Source organism: Pseudoalteromonas gelatinilytica (assembly GCF_001641615.1).
GTDB classification, from domain to species: domain Bacteria; phylum Pseudomonadota; class Gammaproteobacteria; order Enterobacterales; family Alteromonadaceae; genus Pseudoalteromonas; species Pseudoalteromonas gelatinilytica.
In genome coordinates this window covers 126,097-145,131 of the sequence record NZ_LRRU01000022.1, presented here as the reverse complement: position 1 = coordinate 145,131, position 19,035 = coordinate 126,097, and the positions used below count along the sequence as shown (strand labels likewise).

17 protein-coding genes are annotated in these 19,035 nt (G+C 41.4%); 1 reads left to right on the top strand and 16 read right to left on the bottom strand.

The features are described 5' to 3' along the window. Window positions 1–13 precede the first annotated feature (13 nt). From NH153_RS17915 to rppH, 11 genes are all read right to left on the bottom strand, one after another. Complete coding sequence (locus NH153_RS17915) at window positions 14–805, bottom strand: fimbrial biogenesis chaperone (RefSeq protein WP_063706490.1); 792 nt, start codon at window positions 803–805, stop codon at window positions 14–16. An 8-nt stretch (window positions 806–813) separates the two neighbouring features. Then, window positions 814–1,281, bottom strand: a complete 468-nt coding sequence (locus NH153_RS17910) for a DUF4402 domain-containing protein (protein ID WP_063706488.1) — start codon at window positions 1,279–1,281, stop codon at window positions 814–816. Window positions 1,282–1,300: 19 nt separating this feature from the next. Next, complete coding sequence (locus NH153_RS17905; protein ID WP_063706486.1) at window positions 1,301–1,894, bottom strand: DUF4402 domain-containing protein; 594 nt, start codon at window positions 1,892–1,894, stop codon at window positions 1,301–1,303. Between the two features lie 111 nt (window positions 1,895–2,005). Further along, complete coding sequence (locus NH153_RS17900) at window positions 2,006–2,614, bottom strand: SPOR domain-containing protein (RefSeq protein WP_082874106.1); 609 nt, start codon at window positions 2,612–2,614, stop codon at window positions 2,006–2,008. A gap of 73 nt (window positions 2,615–2,687) precedes the next feature. After that, window positions 2,688–3,074, bottom strand: a complete 387-nt coding sequence (locus NH153_RS17895) for an SPOR domain-containing protein (protein WP_063706482.1) — start codon at window positions 3,072–3,074, stop codon at window positions 2,688–2,690. A gap of 610 nt (window positions 3,075–3,684) precedes the next feature. Then, window positions 3,685–4,566, bottom strand: coding sequence for a UTP--glucose-1-phosphate uridylyltransferase GalU (gene galU / locus NH153_RS17890; RefSeq protein WP_063706480.1), 882 nt, complete (start codon window positions 4,564–4,566; stop codon window positions 3,685–3,687). 26 nt (window positions 4,567–4,592) lie between these two features. After that, a complete protein-coding gene (locus tag NH153_RS17885; protein ID WP_063706478.1) occupies window positions 4,593–5,444 on the bottom strand; it encodes a thymidylate synthase in 852 nt (283 codons plus the stop codon). A 13-nt stretch (window positions 5,445–5,457) separates the two neighbouring features. Continuing rightward, a complete protein-coding gene (gene lgt, locus NH153_RS17880) occupies window positions 5,458–6,261 on the bottom strand; it encodes a prolipoprotein diacylglyceryl transferase (RefSeq protein WP_063706476.1) in 804 nt (267 codons plus the stop codon). 14 nt (window positions 6,262–6,275) lie between these two features. Then, window positions 6,276–7,085: a sulfite exporter TauE/SafE family protein gene (locus tag NH153_RS17875; protein WP_055020682.1), complete on the bottom strand. Its 810-nt coding sequence runs from the start codon at window positions 7,083–7,085 to the stop codon at window positions 6,276–6,278. A gap of 338 nt (window positions 7,086–7,423) precedes the next feature. Beyond that, complete coding sequence (gene ptsP, locus NH153_RS17870; RefSeq protein WP_063706474.1) at window positions 7,424–9,700, bottom strand: phosphoenolpyruvate--protein phosphotransferase; 2,277 nt, start codon at window positions 9,698–9,700, stop codon at window positions 7,424–7,426. A gap of 33 nt (window positions 9,701–9,733) precedes the next feature. Further along, the gene (gene rppH / locus NH153_RS17865; protein WP_063706472.1) at window positions 9,734–10,252 is read right to left on the bottom strand and encodes an RNA pyrophosphohydrolase; all 519 of its coding nucleotides are present in this window, start codon (window positions 10,250–10,252) and stop codon (window positions 9,734–9,736) included. Window positions 10,253–10,792: 540 nt separating this feature from the next. On the opposite strand from rppH, the gene mutH reads away from it, so the two are divergent. Then, window positions 10,793–11,464, top strand: a complete 672-nt coding sequence (mutH, locus tag NH153_RS17860) for a DNA mismatch repair endonuclease MutH (protein ID WP_063707194.1) — start codon at window positions 10,793–10,795, stop codon at window positions 11,462–11,464. 48 nt (window positions 11,465–11,512) lie between these two features. Here the strand turns inward: mutH and eno are convergent, their stop codons facing one another. The 5 genes from eno to rlmD all read right to left on the bottom strand — a co-directional run bounded on the left by eno (window position 11,513) and on the right by rlmD (window position 19,009). Further along, on the bottom strand, window positions 11,513–12,811 hold the full coding sequence (gene eno, locus NH153_RS17855) for a phosphopyruvate hydratase (RefSeq protein ID WP_062566760.1): 1,299 nt from the start codon (window positions 12,809–12,811) through the stop codon (window positions 11,513–11,515). Between the two features lie 113 nt (window positions 12,812–12,924). After that, entirely contained in the window at window positions 12,925–14,559 is a 1,635-nt protein-coding gene (locus NH153_RS17850; RefSeq protein WP_063706470.1) for a CTP synthase, read from the bottom strand. Window positions 14,560–14,716: 157 nt separating this feature from the next. Further along, window positions 14,717–15,517 (bottom strand): nucleoside triphosphate pyrophosphohydrolase, encoded by an 801-nt coding sequence (gene mazG, locus NH153_RS17845; protein WP_063706468.1) that lies wholly within the window; start codon window positions 15,515–15,517, stop codon window positions 14,717–14,719. Beyond that, window positions 15,517–17,676 (bottom strand): GTP diphosphokinase, encoded by a 2,160-nt coding sequence (relA, locus tag NH153_RS17840; protein WP_063706466.1) that lies wholly within the window; start codon window positions 17,674–17,676, stop codon window positions 15,517–15,519. The genes mazG and relA overlap by 1 nt, the downstream gene beginning before the upstream one ends. 7 nt (window positions 17,677–17,683) lie before the next feature. Further along, window positions 17,684–19,009, bottom strand: coding sequence for a 23S rRNA (uracil(1939)-C(5))-methyltransferase RlmD (rlmD, locus tag NH153_RS17835; protein ID WP_063706464.1), 1,326 nt, complete (start codon window positions 19,007–19,009; stop codon window positions 17,684–17,686). Window positions 19,010–19,035: the final 26 nt, after the last annotated feature.

The following is a 19,035-nucleotide window of genomic DNA, read 5'->3' as shown; positions in this document are numbered from 1 at the left end:
TTCGAATTAATCCCTAATGTCGAATAGACAATGAATATGAGCCAAAATCGACGCCTTCATACTCATCTGCACCTTCATATTTAAGCTCAATATTCCCTTGTTTTGGCAGCTGTTTGCCAGAGAACAAATCTAACAATACTGTCGCTTGTTCAATTTCAGGATATAAACTTAGATTCCCGATTTCAGCGATTTTTTCTTGTTTTCCCGCCGAATTAGTGACATACGCGCTAAGTCGACCATAACTACTAAAACCTTGTTTTTCAGTTAATTTAACAGCAATTTTTGGTGTTTTATTTACCGAGTCTTCAACTATTTCTGCAGTTTGAAACGCAACTTTTGGCAGCTCACCTTGCTCACGATATACAATTGGAATACTAAAACTCAAAATCATGTTCACTTTGAGCCCGGCCTTAGCTGCCTTATCTTCATTTGGTAAGGCTTGAAATAATAAGTGAGAACGATATTCCCCTTTAGCCAAATCCTTAGGCTTTCTAATCGCTATTTTAATCGTTTGCCTTTCGCCCGGTGCTAAACGAATTTGCTTTGGTGATAAGCGCGCCATAGGAGAAAGACTCGTTGCTACTGGTTCACTCAGTGTTTGGTATCCCCCACCAGGAAGCGCTAATTTTTCGCTCCATACAACTCGGTATGTACGGTACTCTTCTGAGCTATTAATAACGGTGACTTTTGCGCTTCGTTGGCGCTCATCAAATGAAACTCGCGTTGGTGAAATAAGTAAATTTGCCGTTGCACATTGACTGAAAAAAACAAAAAAAAGTCCACATAAAAGACGTTTTGCGAACATATCTATCCTTAGTAATTGACTGAAATTTCTAAATAAGTTGAAGAAGAATACTGACCATCCGCGTATGGTTTAGCACTACGATCTGTCGTTAAAGTACCGCCAATAAATACTTTTGCCTCACCAAATTCATTGGTAATCACATATTTAGGAAAACCATTAAGACGTACAGAAAATTCAGCACTTGTACTGCTATCTACATCATGTATTAGCTGAGTTGTCGAAAGTGGCTTTAGCTCTAACTGAGTTCTGGCTGGTAAGCCAGTGAGTAATAATTCTGCTGGGCGGCCATTTTTAAGTACATACACAGAGCCCTGTGTATTGATACTGCCATCATCTTTGACAATTACAGAACTAATATTTGTATTAGCTAGAATAACTAGAGTACCAAAATCAAGCGCTTGCTGCTCTGTACTCGCAGCTTGCAACGGCGTTGAGAACACTGTAAATAGCACGCTGGCTAAAAGCAAAAAGCGCATGATAAATTACCTAGAAATATTAGTAGGCAACTTCTAGTTGGAAAGTACCAGTGTATTCAGTATCACGATAGGGTTCAGATGATTCTGTATTTGCGGTAGATAAATTAGCACCAATGTTAAACTCAACACTGCCATCTGCATCAGCCGTTAGGTTTGGCGATGCTGTATTGTAATAAGCATTTGCATTTGGCCCAGAAGTAATAAAATATCTCCAACCATCAACAATAAAGTTAGGCTCATTTAAACCTTGGCCACTTGACTCTAATGTATTTGCTGTTGGATCGGTAATAGACAAACGCGCATTTGGCACCGCCTCTGATACCGTAAATGAAGCTGGTGCTCCTTGCTCTATAATTGAAATAATCGCAGGAGATAAATCTATTCTTGTCGAAACAGGGCTTGCATCAGGTTCTGGATTAATAGTTAAAACTGCTTGTGCAACACCTAAAGGGTCCGCTACAGCACGAATGGTACCAAAATCTAGATCATTTCCTTTTGTTAAAACAACTGAGTTTTGAACCTTTACTGTGGCGCTGAAAGATTCTGTAGTGGCGAAAGAAGAAAAAGCAGAAAATGCTAATGAGCATGCAATTAAAGAAAGAGGTAATTTCATATTAAGTCCTTATAATTAAATGGCTAAGCCATTTTTCTGTATCTTAAGCTTTATCGACCACTAGAACAAATACTTTAAGATTAATTACCTAATTTTTAAGAGGAAAGATGCTTAAAGCATCTCTCCAATAAATGGTGCCGTCACACAGGTTTGCCCCATTCTTTTCGCTATCTCACAAAATGCTGTCGCCTGAGTATAATTTTCAAATGGACCAGCCCTTAATCCATACAAGGTTACGCCTTTTTGCTCTCGTGTTTTAAAACGAAAATCAAGGCCATTTAAAGCAGCAGGATAATCACGTTTGAGCTTTAAGACCTGATAACTAACTTTTTTCGGCGTTAAATATAAACCTAATTGCACGCCCGCTTCAGCGGCTTTATTTGCTGCAATAATCGCCTCAAGTGAATCTGTTGATGATGTTTGCTGCGCTTGCGTTTGTTCGCTTTGATGAATAATCACATCATTTTGTGGCTCAAATTGTGATGGCTTTACGGTTAAATCACTATTAGCTGACAGCACTTCGATTAACAACGCAAGGTCTTTTTCCATGGCTGAAAGGCGCTCAATGCTCGGCTGTTGGTTTTGCCACTCGGCAGCAAATTGCTGTACTTGCTGCTCAGTATAAGCTGGCTGGGTTTGCTCTTGGCTCATCATACATGCTGTTAAAGCAGTTAAGCTGATGGTTATCAATAGATATTTAGAAAAAATAGAAAAATGCATGGTGACGTCAATTCTAAAAAACAGACTTAAATGGTAGCAATAAAAATGCCACCTTTAGCGCGAATATTTGACGCTAGAAATAAATTCGGTTGTCAGTGTAGTTGCTAACCCAGCAATCAATGCCTTGTCGCTTAATCGCTTCACAGTCAGCTTTGGCATTCTTCAAATATTTATAGCCACCAAATTTAAGTCGATAATAGGTATGCTCATTTACATCTGCGACTTCGACATTGAGTATCGGTTTTCCCTGAAAAATACTGGGTGCTCGTTTAGCCATTTTTTTTAATGTTGAAGCAAGGCCTTGCTCAGAATTAACCGATGCTAACTGTAGAGCAAATGCATAATCGGGTTTCACAACGTCTGTAGAGTCGTTTGACAATGCTTGCGACGTGTCTGCTTGATCAAGCATTGTACTGACAGGTTCATTTTGGGTTTGTGCCAATAAGAATGAGTTTTGCATTACCTTATTATTACTTAGGTACTGAAAAATATTGAAAACAGAAAGCGTGTTAAAGGAGATATTTGGAAGTGCCTTATTACTGCAACCAGACACAGTCAATAACACCAATAGGCATATACTGTAACGCAAAGGTTTTGAGCAATATTTCATAAGTAGGATTCTTAAACGTACCATTAAAAATTTGCTTCTTTTTAAAGAAGTCTATCTGTTAGCACTTGCCTATACAAAAGCCATAAACATCATTTGAGACGTTGCATAAGAAAACTCTAACACATTATTTGTTATTATAATATTTTCAGTACAGTGCTTAACTTACTGCAATAAAAACTTAATGACACCCTACTACTTAAGTTTTCATATTAGACAACCTAAAGCAATAAAAATCCGTTTTTACATAGGTATTTTTATAAGTATAGCTAAGTTTAACTATCCTACAGGGATATATAAGCATCTCACTGATCTTTAATCTTAACAATGCGTTAAGAGCTAGGTATATCAGAAAAATCCTTTATTGGGTAATAATCGACAATTGTGGGGATCATGTAAATAACAAAAAAGTGCCATATAGACACTTTTTTTACATAATTTTCAACTAGGTAATTAGAATTGATTATTTAACCAGCGACTTTATGAAGTCTGTAAGCTCGTCTTTGAATTCATCACGGCGTAGTGCAAATTCAACAATAGCTTTTAAATAACCAATTTTGCTGCCGCAGTCATGGCTTTTGCCTTTCATTGAGTAGGCATCAACTATTTCTTTTTCCATTAGCATAGCAATGGCATCAGTTAATTGGATTTCGTCGCCAGCGCCTGCTGGGGTTTTTGCAAGTAACGGCCAAATATTTTTGCTCAGTACATAACGACCCACAACAGCTAGATTTGATGGAGCTTGATCAACTGGAGGCTTTTCAATCATGTTTAAAATAGCTGCGCTCTCACCTTGATTAATTTTTACATCACCTAAATCAACGACACCAAATTTATCCACTTCGCTTTGTGGCACAGGTTCAACCATGATTTGGCTCTCACCGGTGTTTTCAAAACGCTGGATCATTTCAGCTAAGTTATCTTTTTTAAGGTCGCTTGCCACATCATCAATAATCACATCAGGTAAAATAACAACAAATGGTTCATCACCTATGATAGGTGCAGCACAATTAATAGCATGACCAAGGCCTTTCGCTTCACCTTGGCGAACATGAATAATTGTTACATCTTTCGGACAGATTGATTGTACTTCTGCAAGTAACTGACGCTTTACACGCTTTTCAAGCGTTGCTTCTAACTCAAAACTGGTATCAAAGTGGTTTTCAATTGAGTTTTTACTTGAATGTGTCACTAAAACAATTTCTTTAATTCCTGCTGAAATTGCTTCATTTACAACGTACTGGATCAGCGGTCGGTCAACAATAGGAAGCATTTCTTTAGGGATTGCTTTAGTCGCAGGTAACATGCGCGTGCCAAGACCAGCAACTGGGATCACTGCTTTCATTGATTTCTCCTTAAATTTTATTGTTGTTACACTGAAAACGGATACTTAATTGCATCGTGACACTGATAACCTACTACTTCAAAATCGTCTTTTGTAACCCAGGTTTCAATGTCTTCTAGTGATTTAATATTTGGGTTTATTTTTAATTCTGGTGACGCGAATGGCTCACGCTTGAGCTGCACATCACGCATCAACTCAAGTTGGTTTTCATAAATATGCGCATTTGCTATTTTATGATATGCCTTACCCGGTTTATGCCCGGTGATTTGTGCAACTAAAGCAAGTAACACAAAACATTGAATTTGATTAAAGTTTAAGCCTAGCGGTACATCGCAGCTACGTTGGTATGATGTTAAGTATAAAGTATCACCCAGTAATGAAAAGGTGTGTGTATGCATACAAGGACGTAAACAACCTAGTTCAAACTCACCCGGATTGTAAAAAGTCACAATTTCACCACGGTCATCAATCCCATTAGATAAGTTATCAATGACTTTTTTTAACTGATCAAGGTGACTGCCATCCGGGCGTTGCCAACTGCGGCCTTGCACACCATATACACGGCCCATATCATCTTCACCACGACGATGTGGGTTTTCAAGCCAAGCTTTGTTTTCGTTTGCGTTTGCATTCCAAGTCATGCAGCCGATATCACGAAACTGTGCAGCGCTGTCGTAACCACGTAAATAACCTAATAGCTCCGCTATCGCCGCTTTGTAAAAGCTCTTACGCGTGGTGATGAGCGGAAACTTGTTATTTGCCACATCATATTCAAGATCGGCATTTATAACGGTTAAACATTTGGTTCCTGTGCGCTTGTTCTCAACCCACACACCTTCGTCAACAATGCGCTGACATAAATCTAAATACTGTTTCATTGATTTGCTCTTGTTATGCTTTGCTTGCCACGCTGTGTTGCGGCTTTTTATAGGCCCATATTAACAAACCAAGGCCACCAATTACCATCGGCAATGACAGTATTTGCCCCATTGAAATTATGCCTGCAAATAAACCTAAATGGGCATCTGGCTCACGGAAGTATTCTACGGTAAATCTGAATACGCCATAACCGAGTAAGAACACACCTGCAACACTGCCCGCTGGACGTGGCTTTTTGATAAACCATTGTAAGATTAAAAACAGCACTAGGCCTTCTAAAAAGGCTTCGTATAATTGTGAAGGATGGCGCGGCTCTGGGCCACCTGATGGGAAGATAAATGCCCAAGGCACATCTGTGACTCGGCCCCATAGTTCACCATTAATAAAGTTACCAATGCGACCTGCTAATAAGCCTAGCGGCACGAGTGGCACTACAAAATCACCCACTTCAAGTAATGACTTTTTACGTGTCCAAGCAAACACCACAATAGCGGTGATTACACCTAGCGTACCACCATGGAACGACATACCACCTTGGTCAATTCTGAACAAATACAATGGGTTTTCAATAAAGTAACTAAACTGATAAAACAATACATAGCCAATACGACCACCGAGTATCACCCCGAGCATGCCGTAAAAGAGCAAGTCACTGACTTGTTCTTTTGTCCAACCTGAATTTGGTTTTTCTGCTTGACGATTAGCAAGCCATAGCGCCAAAGCAAAACCAATTAAATACATTAAGCCGTACCAACGTACGCTGAGCGGGCCTACCGAAAAAATAACCGGATCGATATCTGGAAATTGAAGAGCCATAAAAATAAAAACCTTTAACTAAACACCATTTTAAGCGCAATTATGACAAGTAATAGCGCGAATACTTTTTTTATTGTTGCCACAGGCAAATAGTGCGTGGCTTTGGCACCTATTGGCGCAATGAGCGACGAGGTAACCACAATCCCTACTAACGCAGGTAAATACACAAATCCGGCAAATCCATCACTGAAAGATGTTAATTGCCAGCCGGCAGATACGTAACCCACCGAGCCGAACAGGGCAATGACAATACCACATGCAGCAGCACAACCAATGGCCTTTTTAATATCAACAGAAAAATAATGCAGTAGCGGCACAATAAGCGCCCCGCCGCCAATACCAATTAGTCCTGACAGCGCCCCCATTATGGCACATAAAAAACCAAGAATAGGCCCTGATGGAAGCGGCTTTTCACTGGCTGCTTTTTTTCGTGTCGATAACACCATTCTGAGCGCGATAAACACCACGCTACCGGCAAAAACAAAGCGCAGTAGCTGCTCTGGGATAAAGCTTGCTGCAAAGCCACTGATTAAGGCCCCAAGGCCAACGCCAGTCATAACCCACGGGGCAATTTCCCAAGGCACGTTAGCATTGCGATGATGAGCAAGGGCTGAAGAAGTCGAGGTAAAAATAATGGATGCTAACGAGGTTGCTATCGCAATGACTAATACATGGCTTGGATCGGCAACATTAAACGACACTAATAGCGCACTAAGTACTGGCACGATGATAAGACCGCCACCAATGCCTAATAATCCAGCTAAAAAGCCAACCACACTGCCCAAAATGGCGCAGTACACCATTAAAAGTATTACGTCATGCATAGCACACTCATATATTCAATTTGTTATATACATATACTAAACTAATATATATACCCAAACCACCTCAAGATGCGAGTTTCAGTTGGAATTAAAAGCGATTTAGGCAAGGCATTGATTGCAAGTAATAGTGGTTCTATTGTTAAGATCAATAACGCAGTATAAATCGCTTTTAAACCAACCCTTTGGGCGTTTCACAGGCACTTACTCTCATCGTTGTTACTTCTTAAAAGGGACTGCCATTGTTGCAAAGTAACGCCTTGATATTAAGCACCTGTGAAACGCTGAATTCTACATCTTGAGGTGGTTTGGGTATAGGAGCTTCACAGCACAATTTTCCCTCATGATTGGCCTTGGCTTGGGGTGTAAAATAATTCACCGAGTTGATGTTCGATCATAAAGTTACGTGTCAACCTAAGTACATGTTTTGCGGTTGGTTGTAATAAGCATTCTGCAAGTAACTTTTCCATATCACTGACATTTAGTCGCCTAAGCACAAACTTAATTTTACTAATCGAAGCATAGTTCATACTCAAGCTTCGATACCCCATCGCAATAAGCAATAGTGCTCCTTCTGGGTCGCCGCCTAACTCGCCACACAAGCTAAATGGCAGCTCATGTTGCTGACACTCTTGTGCTATTTTTAACAGCACTCTAAGAACACTTGGGTGATAAGGGTTAAATAGCTCAGCAACACGGGCATTTGAACGGTCAACAGCCAGCATATACTGAGTTAAATCGTTACTACCCACAGAACAAAAATCGACTTTTTGCGACCACTCTTCAAGCATAAATACACTCGAAGGGACTTCTAACATCACCCCGATTTCTGGCCGTTCTATTGCCTGTTCGGGGTATTGCTCACTTAACTCAAAATAGGCTTGTTCGAGTAGTTTTAACGATTCATCTACTTCCTCTGAGCCACTGATCATTGGCAACATAATTTTTAAATTACCTAGACCAATGTTGGCTTTAAGCATTGCTTTGAGTTGATCTAAAAATAGCTCAGGATGATCTAAGGTCACACGAATACCGCGCCAACCTAAAAATGGATTTTCTTCCGTTATATTGAAGTAATCTAAAACCTTATCGCCACCTATATCAAGTGTACGCATCACCACAGGATTAGGGTGATAACTCGTTAGCACTTCGCGATACCACTTTTCTTGTTCTGACTGTGAAGGAAACTGGCCTTTTTGCATAAACCAAGCTTCGGTGCGATAAAGACCAACTCCATCGCAAAATGGCTTATTATCATGCTCAGTATTTAATTCAAGGCCCGCATTAAGTAACAAACTAATGTGTTCACCATCTTTAGTAACTGCATCGAGGTTTTGCTCTGCCACAAAACGGTCGTTCAATAATGCTTCTTGAAATTTAAGCTGAGTGTATTCCTCTTGCAGCATTTGCGAAGGCGAGATATATAAACGTCCAGAATAGGCGTCTAAGATCATCGGCTTACCTTCAAACTGCAATAGCGGCACATCTTCAATACCCCAAATTGCTGGGATCCCCATAGCACGCGTTAATATAGAAGCATGGCTATTTGCCGCACCATTAACACTCACGACCCCAGCAAGGTGCCCTTTTGGCACTTCAGCAAGCATGGCAGGGGTTAATGTACCGGCAATTAAAATAGTGTCTTTAGGGTAAGGCTTTGCCGCATGCTCGGTATTCACTAAATGGTGTAATACACGCAAACCAATGTCTTTAACATCAACGGCACGCTCTTTAATATAAGGGTCTTGCATCGCATTGAATTGAGTAACTAATTTCTCAATAACAATTTTCAGTGCGCTTTTAGCATTCCAGCCCTGTTGTAATTGCGCTTCAACATTTTGACCAAGACTTTTGGCGTCAAGTAACTGCTGATAAACATCGAAAACCGCGAGCGCCTCTTGTGGAATAGAGTCACTCAGCGTCATCGATAAGGTATTAAACTCGTTACGCGTTGCAGCGACTGCTTGTGTGAATAGTTTTCGCTGTGTGCCTACATCGTCATCTTTTTGTAATTCAATCGAATTGAAGTCGAGCTTAGGGATCACCACAAAGGCCTCGCCTATGGCAATACCTGGTGCACTTGATACCCCTTTAAGTACCGAGGTTTGGTGGGAAAACTCATCAACGCGTAATATTTCTTTTATTTCGGCATGAGCTAACTGAGAAGCCAGCTGTGCTGAAAGCGTAATTAAGAATGACTCTTCGTCAGGGCTAAACACACGGGCTAGTTTTTGTTGAACAACAATAACCCCTAAAACCTTTTTCTGGTGCACAACTGGCACTGACAAAAACGCGTTGTAGCCTTCTTCATTAACTTCAGGTGAGAGTTTAAAACGTGGGTGTGACTTTGCAAAAGCAATATTAATGGGCTCTTCACGCTGAGCAACAAGACCAACGAGGCCTTCGGTAAAGCCTATACGAAACTTACCCACTGCATCTGGGTTTAGGCCTTGGGTGGCCATCAATACAAAGTTGTCTTGGCTGTAATCTGCAAAATAAATCGAGCAGCACTGTGTTTGCATGGCATCTTTTACCATTTGCACAAAACACCCTAGCGCACTGTTTAAGTCCGCCTGTTGCGACACTGCCTCAGCAATTGACCTGAGCGTGGCTAACATGATGCTGCTCCTTTAATTTAGATAAGGCAGGCCTTATCGTTTTTGTCGCCAATGATCTTTTTGTTGCTCTCGTTTATTAAACGGCATTGCAAACGGAGCAAACTCTTTCATTACTCGACGATATACATCGCGCTTAAACGAAACAACTTGCCTAACCGGATACCAATAACTCACCCATCGCCAATCATCAAACTCGGGGTGATGAGTTTTAAGTAAATTTACATCTTCATCTTTACAACGAAGTTTCAGTAAAAACCATTTTTGCTTTTGCCCAATACACACAGGACTTGAGTCTCTGCGAATTAAACGTTTGGGTAATTTATAGCGTAACCAATGTTTAGAACTTGCGACGATCTCAACGTCTTCAGGAAGCAAGCCCACTTCTTCGTGTAATTCTCTGTACATGGTTTGCTCTGCTGTTTCACCGTCATCAACACCACCTTGGGGAAATTGCCAAGAGTGCTGACCATAGCGACGAGCCCAAAATACTTGTCCCTGATTATTGCAAATTACAATTCCGACATTGGCACGAAAACCTTCGGCATCAATCACCTTAGTGCCTCATTTGTAAGTCGATTTTTATTGATTGTTCCACATAACCTGCGATACAGCAAACACTTTACACCGAAGCCTAAATTAGATTGAAAATAAAATTTTCAACAAATGCTTTTAATCAAGGTGTTACGAAGTCATTTTTATAAAAATGCGGCGTTTGAATAAAATAACTATTTACAACCGTATTTTTATCAGCTTACCCACAGCTTGTGCATAACTTTTATAAACCATGCCTAAATTGCAAACAAATCCACAATCAACCGTTGAAATATCCACTTTCTCCACAGAAACTGTGGATAAACATGTTTATATATCTGTATTTATACAAACAACTGATTAATTAATGAAATGGAAACACCATATAAAAACATTAAATTAATTTAATATCAACTAGTTAGAGCTTAACAATCAAAAGTAACACTGGTTATTTTTAGCTCACACTTAACATGCGCAAAAAACACCCAAACACAAAGATATCCACTAAGGCGCGTATTTGCTATCATGAACGGGATAATTAGACAATCAAATAAACGCCTTATGCGACCAATAAAACCAGCCTCAGTAAACGAATTAATGCAACGTGTTGATGCTATTGCCGGCCTCACCTTAGGGCAATTAGCTGAGCAATATCAATTTAAAACTCCTGACGATTTACTACGTGAAAAGGGCTGGACTGGGCAACTTATTGAATATGTTCTTGGCGCAACAGCCGGTTCAAAGCCAACACCTGATTTTGAAGAATTAGGCATTGAGTTAAAAACGCTACCGATTTCATTTAAAGGCAAACCACTCGAAACAACCTTTGTTTCAGTCACGCCGCTTTTAAATGTAACAGGAATGACTTGGCAGCAAAGTACGGTTCGTAAAAAATTAAATCATGTTTTATGGTTACCGATTTTAGGCGAACGCGAAATACTGCCTTTTCACCGTACCATAGGCAGCGGCTTTTTATGGCAGCCAAGCGCAGAGCAAGATGCCCTTTTACAGCGTGATTGGGAAGAACAAATGGAGCTAATCGCCCTTGGTCGCGTAGATGAAATTTCGGGTCATTTAGGTGATGTAATGCAAATAAGGCCAAAAGCTGCCAATAGCAAAGCGCTGACTGATGCGATTGGCCCGAATGGCCAAATAGTACAAACCTTACCTCGCGGCTTTTATCTAAAAACAAGCTTCACCGGCGAGATCCTAAAACAACAATTTCAGCTATAAAAAAACCTCCCGAAGGAGGTTTTTTAGAGTCTTGATAGCTAAGCCAGATTACTGACCTTTAACCTCTTTAAGACCGTTGTAAGGTGCTTTTTCACCTAATACTTCTTCAATGCGAAGTAATTGGTTGTACTTAGCAATACGGTCAGAACGGCTTAATGAACCCGTTTTGATTTGACCAGCTGCAGTACCTACTGCTAAATCAGCAATTGTCGCATCTTCAGTTTCACCTGAACGGTGTGAGATAACAGCTGTGAAGCCAGCGTCTTTAGCCATTTTGATAGCAGCAAGCGTTTCAGTTAATGAACCGATTTGGTTGAACTTGATTAGGATTGAGTTAGCAATACCGTTATCAATACCACGCTTTAAGATCTTCGTGTTAGTTACGAACAAATCGTCACCTACTAATTGTACTTTGTCGCCAATTAGTTGTGTTTGGTGTGCGAAACCATCCCAATCAGACTCATCTAAGCCGTCTTCAATTGAAACAATTGGGTATTGCTCAGTAAGGCCTTTAAGGAAGTGGTTGAATTCTTCAGAAGTGAATTTTTTACCTTCGCCTTTAAGGTCGTAGATATTCGCTTCTTTGTCGTAGAACTCAGATGCAGCACAGTCTAGAGCTAGAGTGATATCTTTACCAAGCTCATAACCTGCATTTGCAACAGCTACCTTGATTGCAGCAAGTGCCGCTTCGTTTGATTCAAGGTTAGGAGCAAAACCACCTTCATCACCTACTGATGTAGAGTGACCTTCAGCTTTAAGTACTTTTGCTAAGCTGTGGAAAACTTCAGCGCCCATACGTAACGCTTCACGGAAGTTTGTAGCGCCAACTGGCTGGATCATGAACTCTTGAATATCAACAGAGTTATCAGCGTGCTCACCACCATTGATGATGTTCATCATAGGTAATGGCATTGAGTAAACACCTGGTGTGCCGTTTAGGTCTGCGATGTGCTCATAAAGCTCAACGCCTTTTGAGTTTGCAGCCGCTTTAGCTGTTGCTAAAGACACAGCTAAGATAGCGTTAGCACCTAGTTTTTCTTTGTTTTCAGTACCATCTAAGTCAAGCATTACTTGGTCAACCGCTTTTTGATCAACTGCGTTTTGACCTTTAAGCGCTTCAGCGATTTCGTTGTTGATATAGCCTACTGCTTTTAAAACACCTTTACCTAGGTAACGTGCTTTATCACCATCACGTAATTCAAGCGCTTCGCGAGTACCTGTTGATGCACCAGATGGTGCTGCAGCACGGCCCCATGAACCATCAGCTAAATGTACATCAGCTTCAACAGTTGGGTTACCACGCGAGTCCATGATTTCGCGACCGATCACTTTTACGATTTCTGACATCTTGATTCCTCTTTTCCCGAAAATGGTGAGTTTGTGCCAATTTTATTAATTATCCTTAATGCCATTGGCTTATTAAAACAAATAAGCCGTGCATAAAGCACGGCCTATTTAAATTACGATGACGCTTTTTGGTGAGTGTGTGCAGCTGCAACAAACCCTTCAAACAGCGGGTGACCATCACGTGGTGTTGACGTGAATTCCGGGTGGAATTGCGCGGCAATAAACCAAGGGTGATCTTTATTCTCAATAATTTCGACTAGTTTCTTATCTTCAGATAAACCAGTGAAACTTAAACCTGCTTTTTCAAGCTGCTCTACGTAGTGATTATTCACTTCGTAACGGTGACGGTGACGCTCAACAATCTCGTCGCTACCGTACACTTCGCTTACTTTAGAACCCGGTGTTAAATGACACTTCTGAGCACCTAAACGCATAGTACCACCTAGGTCAGATTGCTCATCACGCACTTCAACGTTACCATCAGCATCTTGCCATTCTGTGATCAAACCAACAACTGGGTGTGCTGATTTAGCGTTAAACTCAGTTGAGTTTGCACCTTCAAGGCCTGCAACGTTTCGCGCATATTCAATAAGCGCTACTTGCATACCTAAACAAATGCCTAAGTAAGGAACTTTATTTTCACGTGCATATTTAGCCGCTAAGATCTTACCTTCAACACCACGGCCGCCGAAGCCACCTGGTACTAAGATAGCATCAAGGTGAGACAGTAACTCTGTACCTTTGCTTTCTAAGTCTTGTGAATCAACGTATTCAATGTTCACTGTTAAACGGTTTTTCAGACCCGCATGCTTTAATGCTTCGTTTACTGATTTATATGCATCTGGTAGTTCGATGTACTTACCAACCATACCAATTGTCACTTCACCTGTAGGATTAGACTCTTGATATAACACTTGCTCCCACTCAGATAAATCTGCTTCAGGACACTCAAGGTAGAAACGACGACATACGAAGTTATCTAATTCTTGTGACTTAAGTAACGCAGGGATCTTATAGATGCTTTCTACGTCTGGTAATGAAATAACAGCTTTCTCTTCAACGTTAGTGAAAAGTGCGATTTTCGCGCGCTCGTTATTCGGTAATTTACGATCAGAACGACAGATTAAGATATCTGGTTGGATACCAATTGAACGTAATTCTTTTACAGAGTGTTGAGTTGGCTTAGTTTTAACTTCACCTGCAGGGCCTAAGAATGGCACAAGCGTTAGGTGGATAAACAAAGCGCGCTCACGGCCAATTTCAGTGCCTAGCTGACGAATTGCTTCTAAGAAAGGTTGTGACTCGATGTCACCAACTGTACCGCCAATTTCAACGATTGCTACATCGCGACCTTCAGCACCGTCGTATACACGTTGCTTAATGTCGTTTGTGATGTGTGGAATAACCTGAATTGTTGCACCAAGGTACTCACCACGACGCTCACGTCGTAATACATCTTCATAAACACGACCTTGTGTGAAGTTGTTGCGGCTAGTCATCTTGGTACGGATGAAACGCTCATAGTGACCTAAGTCAAGGTCAGTCTCTGCACCGTCTTCAGTTACAAATACTTCACCGTGCTGAATTGGGCTCATAGTGCCTGGGTCAACGTTAATGTAAGGATCCAGCTTTAAAATAGTCACGTTAAGACCACGTGCTTCTAAAATAGCGGCTAATGACGCTGCTGCAATACCCTTACCCAACGAAGAAACAACCCCGCCAGTTACGAAGATAAATTTTGTACTCATGCGAACCCTAGAATATCAGGAATTAAAAGGAATAATATAGAATCAAGACGGGGCGATATTATAGCAAAGGGGCTGCTATCAATCCAGATAAAATTAGCAAATAAGTGCACAAAAAACGAGCTCGGTTACACTGTACCCAAGCTGTATCATTACTGACTTAGTTTGCCTGCTTTTTAATGGCTTCCCATGCGTTGTCCATTTCTTCGAGGCTAGCCGTTTCTAAACTTTGGCCACGTTCATCTAGGTAAGCAGCCACTTTTTCGAAGCGTGACGCGAACTTAGCATTGGCACTTCGTAATAATTGCTCTGGATCGCGCTTAATATGACGGGCTACATTTACCGTTGCAAACAGTAAATCGCCAAGCTCTTCTGCACTGTGCTCTGAGTATGGATCATGAGCCAGCGCTTCTTTTACTTCGTCGACTTCTTCAGCAACTTTATCAAGTGCACCATGATAACTTGGCCAATCAAAACCAAGGCTTGCTACGCGCTGTTGAATCTTCTTCGCTTTTGAAAGACCTGGCATTGCATCCGGAATGTCTTGCCACAGGCTCATTTGTGGCGAGGCTGATTTTTCTGCTCGCTCTTGTGCTTTTATAGCTTGCCACTGCGCTGAAAGCTCTGCATCCGACAGTTCACTTTGCTCTGCAAAGACGTGGGGATGACGACGGACTAGTTTTTCATTAAGCGTATTGGCCACATCGGCAAAATCAAATAAGCCCTGCTCTTTAGCAAGTTGAGCATAAAAAATAACTTGAAACAGTAAATCACCAAGCTCACTTTTAAGCTCTGTAAGTTCACCTTTTTCAATGCAGTCTGCTACTTCGTAAGCCTCTTCAAGGGTGTGCGGCACAATGGATTTAAAATCTTGCTTTAAATCCCACGGGCACCCAGAGTCTGGGTCCCGCAGTTTGGCCATAATTGCAAGCGATTGCTCAATAGCGTGTTTATCTGCCATTACGAATGACCACGCTTTGCTTCATGAACACCTTCTATTTGGTGAAGCTTCGACAATAAGCGGTTGGTACTTGATAAGTCATGCACTTCTACCTGCATTGAAAACAGAGCAAGCTGTTTATCTTCAACCGTGTTAACGTTCATGTTCAGCACATTCACTTTTTCATTGGCAAGTACTGAGCTGATATCTCGAATAAGCCCTGAACGATCCGTTGCTTCTACTTTTATCGTTAATGAGTAAGAGCCATTGATATCATCTGACCAACTTACCGATATCACCCTCTCAGGATGATTATTCTTAAGCTTTTCAAACGAATCGCAATCTTCACGGTGAACGGCAATACCACGCCCTTGGGTGATATAGCCAATGATTTCATCGCCAGGCACCGGTCGGCAGCACTTCGCAACATGGCTCATTAAGCTACCTACCCCATCAACAACAATGCCGTTCTTATCACCAGAGACACTTTTTGGCTTTTTAAACTTAATTTGCGGTTCGTCATCATCACGATCACTAATAAAGTTTAATAACTGATTTAAGCGAACATCACCTGCGCCTACTGCCACCATCAAATCTTCAAGGCCGCGTAAATTAAAGCGCTCGATTGCAGGCGCCAGATCTTTGGTTGTTAAATCTAACTTTTGGAGCTCAGTTTCAAGAATTTCTTTACCAGCACTTAAGTTTTTATCCCGATCAAGCTGCTTAAACCAATGATGGATTTTAGAGCGTGCTCGTGATGATTTAATATAACCAAGCGATGGGTTTAACCAATCACGGCTTGGGTTAGGCTGCTTTTGAGTTAGAATTTCAACCTGATCACCAGTACTTAATTGGTAAGTGAAAGGCACAATTTTGCCAAACACTTTTGCGCCAATACAGCGGTGCCCTACATTTGAGTGAATGTAATAAGCAAAATCAAGCGGTGTCGCGCCCAGTGGCAAATCATAAATATCGCCTTTTGGCGTGAACACATAAACACGGTCTTCAACAACTTGGTTTTTGAGCTCTTCAGCTAAGTCACTACCATCAACAACCTCTTCTTGCCATTGCAGTAACTTACGTAACCAACTAATTTTTTGCTCATAGCCTGAACCACGCCCTGGTAGTGCACCTTCTTTATACATCCAGTGCGCAGCAACGCCCAGCTCTGCATCTTGATGCATGTCGCTCGTACGAATTTGGATTTCGACAGTTTTACCTTCAGGGCCAAATACCACGGTATGAATCGACTGATAACCGTTTTGCTTTGGTGTTGCTATGTAATCATCAAATTCTTTATTTAAATGACGCCAATTGGTATGCACAATACCTAACGCCGCATAACAATCTTGTAGGCGCTCTACCACAATGCGCATAGCGCGAATATCGAAAAGCTGATCGAACTCGTAGTTCTTCTGCGCCATTTTTTTGTAAATGCTGTAGATATGCTTTGGTCGCCCATATACCTCACCTTCAATACCTGCTTCAGCCAAGCGTGCTTTGACTAAAGCAACCATGTTTTCCATGTAAGCTTCACGAGCAAGGCGCTTATCATCCAGCTGTTTGGCGATGTTTTTATAAGTCTCTGGGTGCAGATAACGGAACGAAAGATCTTCAAGCTCCCATTTAAGCTGACCAATGCCTAATCGGTTAGCAAGGGGTGCAAAAATATCGCGAGTTTCTTTAGCGGCAATAACGCGCTCTTCTTCACTGGCGTCTTTCACATCACGTAAGTGGCAGACCTGTTCTGCCAGTTTGATCACCACGGCGCGCACATCTTCAACCATGGCTAGTAACATACGGCGGATATTATCGATTTGCACTGTACCTTTGCCTTGATGGGCTAAGGTACTAATGGTGGCCATTTGGCTTACGCCTGTTAGTAATAATGCAACGTGATTGCCCAACTTGTCGGTGACTGTCTCAATCGAGATTTTTTCAGCTAAAAAATAAGGCGTTAAAAATGCTGTCGCAAGCGAGTCTGCATCTAAATTAAGCTCAGCTAAAATCTCCACCATTTCAATGGCTGTGTTTTCACGTTTTGCATCATCGCAATGCAGGCACAATTGGTGAGCCTGCTCTAATAAGGTATGTTTGTCTTCTGTTAGCGCTAACAGCTCGATACGGCTGGCAAAATCACTCGGCTTTGTTAGCTGATGTGACTGTCTAGTGGCTACCATGTGCGCTTTACCTCCTGTGAAATAACGCCATCGTTTCAATATGCCCGGTATGTGGGAACATATTCATAAGCCCAATTTTTTCAATGCTAAAGCCTGCTTGTAGAATAATTGCACTGTCACGGGCTAAAGTAACAGGATCACAAGAGACGTATAAAATCGTTTTAAACTGAGTAAGTGGTAGCTGCTCTAAAATGGCCATTGCGCCAGTACGTGATGGATCAAGCACTAACACATCAAGTTTGGCACTAAACCAAGCAGCTGATTGCATTGATTGTGTTAGATCAAAGCAATAAAAATCGGTATTCGACAATGAGTTAGTTTGCGCATTTTGTTTTGCTAATGCAACCGCAGAATCGACCCCTTCAACACCAATAACATAATTAGCATACTTTGCAATCAATAATGAAAAGTTACCAATACCACAGAATAAATCCAGTACCTGCTCATGACCTTGTAAATCTAACCATTGTTTTGCTTGATGCAACATGGCTTGATTCACTTGCGGGTTAACCTGAATAAAGTTTTCAAGGCCAAATTCAAAGCGTAAATCATAACCTGGTATCTGGTAGTACGGCATAGGGTGGTCACTGTGATCAATTTCACCGCTTTGTGATTGCCAAACAACACGCCAGCTATATTCATTACAGGCCGCGACGACAATGGCTTTTAACTCTTGATTAATAGCTTTCGTGTGCCTAATGACCACAAAGGCTGCATTATCAGCTTCGCATAATTGTAAGTGGCTAATACTACTCAGGCCTGAATGGCTGTTGATAAGAACATCAAAGACCGTAAAAACATCTCTAAAAGTGCCAGTAAGTACATCACAGTTCTCAATGCTAACCAGTTGCTTAGAGCCTTGAGCTCGATACCCCACTCGCATTTTTTTGGCGGCTTTGTCGTGCATTACAGCAATACGCGCAGAGCGACGATAATGATGCTCATCACTGAGCAAAGGTGCTTGCCAATTTAAGTCATCGGCTTTAGCAAATTTACTAAATAGCTGACTCACCGCTGCTTGCTTCTCAACGAGTTGCTGCTTTGCATCAAGGTGTTGTAACTGACAGCCACCACACACTTGATAATGCTGGCAAAAAGGAGTAACCCTATGCGCTGAGGCTGATAGCACTTTTTTACAATCTGCACTGGCAAAGCGCGCTTTATCTTCAATCAACAAGGCTTTTACTTCTTCACCCGGTAAAGCACCATTAACAAAACAGACTTTATTTCCTTGCTTAGCAACGCCTCGTCCTTGGTGGTCCATAGCTGTGACATTGAGGGTTAGCATTTTTTGCGAAACGGATTTTTTTTTGGCTTTGAAAATCTGTGCCATCGGGCAACACCTTAATTATTGATAAA